Raw genomic sequence first — 4,289 nt, forward strand, 5'->3', positions numbered from 1 at the left:
ATATTATATATAGTAAGGTGCAAAAAAGGTTGTAAACGCCTTGCCATATCAATAATCTTTGCTATATTTGCATCCTGTAAGAACGGAACCCGGCAGCAGGCCGTGTCCCGTGGCTGTTTATTGTGATACGGATTAACAACAAAAGCAAATATAAAAAAACATGGCAGAAAAATTGGAAGTGAAAGAGCTTGACCACGTTGTGGTACGCTTCTCGGGAGACTCCGGCGACGGAATGCAGCTCGCGGGAAACATATTCTCCACCGTGTCGGCAACCGTCGGCAACGGAATCTCCACCTTTCCGGACTATCCGGCGGACATACGTGCCCCGCAAGGCTCGCTCACGGGAGTGTCGGGATTTCAGGTTCACATCGGAGCGGGACAGGTTTACACTCCCGGCGATATGTGCGATGTGCTCGTGGCTATGAACGCCGCTGCCCTGAAAACACAATACAAGTTTGCCAAGCCGCAGGCAACGGTAATCATCGACACGGACAGTTTCGGCGCTAAAGACCTTGAAAAGGCACAATTTGCCACGGAAGATTATCTCGGCGAGATGGGTATCGACCCCGACCGTGTGGTGGCCTGCCCGATAACCACGATGGTGAAAGAATGTCTTTCGGGCAGCGGCATGGACAACAAGAGCATCCTCAAATGCCGGAATATGTTCGCGCTCGGTCTCGTCTGCTGGCTGTTCAACCGCGAGCTTGACCTCGTTTCGGGATTTCTGAGAGACAAGTTTGCCAAGAAACCGCAGATAGCGGAAAACAATATAAAGGTGGTCCGTGCGGGATACGACTACGGACACAACGTGCATGCAAGCGTGCCCGCCACATACCGCATCGAATCGAAGGAGAAGGTGAAGGGCCGTTACATGGATATCACGGGCAACAAAGCCACTGCCTACGGTCTGATAGCTGCGGCGGAGAAAGCCGGAATGAAACTGTTTCTCGGTTCATACCCCATTACTCCGGCCACGGACATACTGCATGAGTTGTCCAAGCACAAGTCGTGCGGGGTGATAACGGTGCAGTGCGAGGACGAGATATCGGGCTGCGCAACTGCCATCGGGGCTTCGTTCGCCGGTGCGCTCGCCGCCACCTCCACATCGGGACCGGGTATATGCCTTAAATCCGAGGCGATAAACCTCGCCGTGATAGACGAGCTTCCGCTCGTGGTTATTGATGTACAGCGAGGCGGCCCGTCGACAGGCCTGCCCACAAAGAGCGAGCAGACCGACCTGTTGCAGGCCCTGTACGGGCGTAACGGGGAAAGTCCTATGCCGGTGATAGCCGCCACCAGTCCGGTGGATTGCTTCTACTCGGTATACACCGCGGCCAAGATAGCGCTCGAACACCTCACTCCCGTGATACTGCTCACGGACGCGTTCGTAGCCAACGGCTCGGCGGCATGGAAACTGCCTACGATGGATGAGTTGCCTGATATAACCCCCCCATCGCGTCACTCCAGGGCAGAAAGGCAGCTATACGCCATACGAGCGCGACCCGGAGACACTCGTGAGATACTGGGCCGTGCCCGGACAGGAAGGCTATACGCATATCATCGGCGGACTGGAAAAAGACGGACGCACGGGTGCCATCAGTACCGATCCGGAAAATCACGATGCCATGTGCAGGCTGAGAGCCGAGAAAGTGGCCCGTATTCCGGTGCCCGATCTTCAAGTGTATGGAGACAAGGATGACGCCGAGCTGCTTATTGTGGGCTTCGGCAGCACGTTCGGGCATCTATACTCGGCAATGGAAGAGTTGCGTGCGAAAGGCCGTAAGGCCGCCATTGCGCAGTTTAAATACATCAATCCGCTGCCCGCCAACACGTCGGAAGTGCTCAAACGCTATCCGAAAGTGGTGGTGGCAGAGCAGAACATGGGGCAGCTTGCGACATACTTACGCTCCAAGGTAGACGGATTTGTGCCCGAACAGTTCAACCAGGTCAAGGGACAGCCGTTTGTGGTGAGCGAGCTTGTGGAGGCGTTTGGCCGTATGTTCACAGACTGACAGCCCTGTATGGGAGTGCCGGTGGTTTTCATGAAGGGCCATTGCTGGCATTCTGCCAAGAGTTAATGTATATATGATTAAAATATGATAATCAATTAATTGAGAAACGATGTTTACACCAAACGATTATAAAAAAGGTCAGCCGAGATGGTGTCCGGGTTGCGGTGACCATTTCTTCCTTGCCTCGTTGTACAAGGCAATGGCCGAAGTGGGAGTGGCACCGCATAATATGGCGGTGATTTCGGGTATCGGATGTTCCAGCCGTCTGCCATATTATGTGAATACTTACGCCATGCAGACGGTGCACGGACGTGCCGCCACGATAGCCACGGGAGTCAAAGTTGCCAATCCCGACCTTACGGTATGGCAGATAAGCGGCGACGGCGACGGACTGGCGATAGGCGGTAATCACTTCATACATGCCATGCGACGCAACATCGACCTTAATATGATATTGCTGAACAACCGTATCTACGGACTGACTAAAGGCCAGTATTCGCCTACCAGCCCGCGCGGTTTCGTGTCAAAATCAAGTCCTTATGGCACGGTTGAGGATCCGTTCTGCCCTGCCGAGCTGTGCTTCGGCGCGCGCGGGCATTTCTTTGCGCGTGCCGTTGCCACCGACGCTCCCGAGACTGTGGAGATACTAAAAGCGGCATACCGCCACAAAGGCGCTTCGGTATGCGAGATATTGCAGAACTGCGTGATATTCAACAACGGTTGTCATGACACCGTTTACAACAAGGAGGGTCGAAAGAAGAATGCCATTTATGTGCGTCACGGCCAGCCGTTGGTATTCGGGGAGAGCAACGAATACGGCCTTGTGCAGCAAGGTTTCGGCCTTAAAGTGGTGGAGATAGGAAAAGACGGGTATACGATGGACGACATTCTGGTGCACGACGCACACTGCGAAGACAATACCCTGCAACTCAAACTGGCCATGATGGACAACGAAAACGGCTATCCCGTGGCTCTCGGTGTCATCCGAGACGTGGCCGCTCCAACATACGATGAGGCGGTCACGGCTCAGATAGAGGAGGTGAAGAGCCTGAAGAAATATCATAACTTCATGGAACTTCTCGACACTAACGACACTTGGGAGGTTGTGTGAGCAAGTAGAAGAAGTTGGGAATATTATCGAGGAGTTGAGGAGTAAGGAGAGAAGTAGTAAGTAGAATAGCTTTAAAGTTAAGGAGTTATCACTGGCATCGCCTGCCGGAAGCTACTCCAATTGTGTCGGGCCGTGATTTGTTGTGTCTCAAATCACGGCCCGATGCAATTGGGGTTACTCATAAACAATTCCTTTCTTGGCTTATAAACCATTCTATGCTGGCTTATGGATAATCCTATTTTAGCTTATAAACAATCTTATTTTAACTTATAAATACTTATTGTTTGCTCATAAACCATTCTATCTCAGTCTATAAACCATTCTGTTTTGGCTCATAAGAATTCATAAACTATTCCCTTCTTAGTTTATGAACCATTCTACTTACGACTTCTCTCCTTACTCCTCAACTCCTCAATACCTTTCTTACTTCTTCCTGATGATTGTCAGTCCGTCGCGCAAAGGCAGGATGACACGTTCCACCCGGCTGTCTTTCGCCACGAGATCATTGAAATCCTCTATGCCTTGCGTCTGCTTGTCGCCGTCGTAAGCGCGGTCAATGACATGCCCGTCCCACAGCGTGTTGTCGGCAAGCATGAAACCGCCTGGACGTAACAGTGCCAGCACCGTCTCGTAAGTCTGTCGGTACGTACGCTTGTCACCGTCTATGAAGGCCATGTCGAACGTTATTCCGAGCTTCGGAGCCTCGGTATTGGCATCGCCGATGATAAACTCTATACGGTCGGCCACGGGAGAGTTTTCTATCCACGGACGTGTGAACTCCTCCTGCTCGTCGTTTATTTCGTATGTATATACTTTGCCGCCCGGTTCGAGCCCCTCAGCCATACATATAGCGCTGTACCCGCTGAACGTGCCCACCTCGAGGATGTTGGCCGGCCTTATCATCCTCACGAGCATCCTGAGTAACCGCCCTTGCAGATGTCCGCTTGCCATGCGGCCGCGCAGCAGGTGTATGTTGGTTGCCCGATAGAGGCTGTATAGGTAGTCACCCTCCTTGTCGATGTGGTCGAGTATGTATCTTTCCAGTTCTTCCGTCATGGAGCTATGATTTTTCCGCTTATTGTTTCCGTAATCGTTTTTTTTATGTTCCCGTCGGTTGTGTGTCGTTTACCGCCACCCTTTCGATTGGCTTTCACCCTGTCTCCGGC

General features: G+C 52.2%; 2 protein-coding genes and 1 pseudogene. 2 read left to right on the top strand and 1 reads right to left on the bottom strand.

What is annotated here, in order from left to right; translation table 11 throughout:
* Positions 1 to 160 precede the first annotated feature (160 nt).
* A pseudogene (locus MoGM_RS07350) lies at positions 161 to 2,012 on the top strand (2-oxoacid:acceptor oxidoreductase subunit alpha).
* 109 nt (positions 2,013 to 2,121) lie between these two features.
* The gene (locus tag MoGM_RS07355) at positions 2,122 to 3,123 is read left to right on the top strand and encodes a 2-oxoacid:ferredoxin oxidoreductase subunit beta (protein ID WP_104369440.1); all 1,002 of its coding nucleotides are present in this window, start codon (positions 2,122 to 2,124) and stop codon (positions 3,121 to 3,123) included.
* Positions 3,124 to 3,546: 423 nt separating this feature from the next.
* Here the strand turns inward: MoGM_RS07355 and MoGM_RS07360 are convergent, their stop codons facing one another.
* Entirely contained in the window at positions 3,547 to 4,179 is a 633-nt protein-coding gene (locus tag MoGM_RS07360) for an O-methyltransferase (protein ID WP_104369441.1), read from the bottom strand.
* Between the last annotated feature and the right edge of the window lie 110 nt (positions 4,180 to 4,289).

The sequence above is a fragment of the Prevotella sp. MGM1 genome (assembly GCF_002933775.1).
In the GTDB taxonomy this organism is placed as follows: domain Bacteria; phylum Bacteroidota; class Bacteroidia; order Bacteroidales; family Bacteroidaceae; genus Prevotella.

Bases quoted from the DNA above. Each gene is read 5' to 3' on its own strand.
- MoGM_RS07360 (WP_104369441.1), bottom strand. From the start codon at position 4,179: ATGACGGAAGAACTGGAAAGATACATACTCGACCACATCGACAAGGAG.
- MoGM_RS07355 (WP_104369440.1), top strand. From the start codon at position 2,122: ATGTTTACACCAAACGATTATAAAAAAGGTCAGCCGAGATGGTGTCCG.